Origin of the sequence: Mesorhizobium sp. M7A.F.Ca.CA.003.01.2.1, assembly GCF_003998945.1 — a bacterium.
GTDB classification, from domain to species: domain Bacteria; phylum Pseudomonadota; class Alphaproteobacteria; order Rhizobiales; family Rhizobiaceae; genus Mesorhizobium; species Mesorhizobium ciceri.
This window is the reverse complement of the sequence record NZ_RZRA01001276.1, coordinates 1-1,198: the sequence shown is the minus strand read 5'-3', so window position 1 is coordinate 1,198 and position 1,198 is coordinate 1. Positions and strand designations below refer to the sequence as shown.

Sequence of the window (1,198 nt, the reverse complement as noted above, 5' to 3'; positions counted from 1 at the left end):
ACGAAGAGCTGCCCCTGGTTGAGCGCGTTGTTGCCGCTGCCCGCCGACCACGCCACATGGTCGACATAGGGCGAATGCGAGAAGACGCTGGCGACCTGCCCTTGCAGCCTGGACATGGCGTCGAACGAGATGTCCTGGCGGGCAATGGTGGTCACCGATATCTGGCCGATATCCTCTTGCGGGAAGAAGCCCTTCGGCGAGATCTGGATCAGCCACACCGACGCTGCCGCGGTGCCGACGAAGACGAGGAACACCAGGAAGGTGTGCCGCAGGCAGAAGCTCAAGACCCTGTCGTAGCCGCGCGTGACGAGGTCCTGCTTGTGACCGGGGCCATGCTTGTCGCGGTCGGCTTTGGTCACCGACAGCAGCCGCGAGCACAGCATCGGCGTCAGCGTCAGCGACACGAACATCGACGCCAGGATGGCGACCGTCACCACCACGGCGAACTCGTTGAAGATGCGCCCGATGACGCCGCCCATCAGCAGCACGGGGATGAAAACCGCCACCAGCGAGATCGAGATCGAGATGATGGTGAAGCCGATTTCGCGCGCGCCCTTCAGCGAGGCGTCGAAGGCCGACAGCCCGTCCTCCTCCATGTGGCGGAAGATGTTTTCAAGCATCACGATGGCGTCGTCAACGACGAGGCCGACCGCCAGCGTCAGGCCCATCAGCGAGATGTTGTCGATGGAAAAGCCGAACAGGAACATCGCGCCGAGCGTGGCGATCAGCGAGATCGGCACCGCCACGGCCGGGATGATTGTCGCCGTCACCCGGCGCAGGAACACGAAGATCACCATGATGACCAGGGCAATGGTGAGCAGCAGCGTGAACTGCACGTCGCTGACCGCCTGCCGGATCGAACTGGAGCGGTCGTTAAGCAACTTGATGTCGGCGGCGGCCGGCATCTGGTCCTTGAAGGACGGCAGCATCGCCTTGACCTTGTCGACGACGTCGACAGTGTTGGCGTCGGGCTGGCGCTGCACGGCCATGATGATCGCGCGGGTGCCATCGTACCAACTTGCGGTCGTGGTCGTCTGCACCGAATCGACCACGCGGGTCACCTCGCCCAGCCGTACCGGGTGACCGTTCTTGGTGGCGATGATGATGTTGGAGAAACCGGCGGCGTCGGTCAGCTGCGTGTTGGCGGTGATGGTGAGCTGCTGCTTGTCGTTCTGGAGCACGCCGAGCGGCGTGTTGC

Annotated in this window: 1 protein-coding gene; it reads right to left on the bottom strand. The window is 63.6% G+C overall.

The genetic code is table 11. The features are described 5' to 3' along the window. Window positions 1-1,198: efflux RND transporter permease subunit (locus EN969_RS31930; protein ID WP_164758706.1), on the bottom strand; the 1,198-nt coding region annotated here is incomplete at both ends.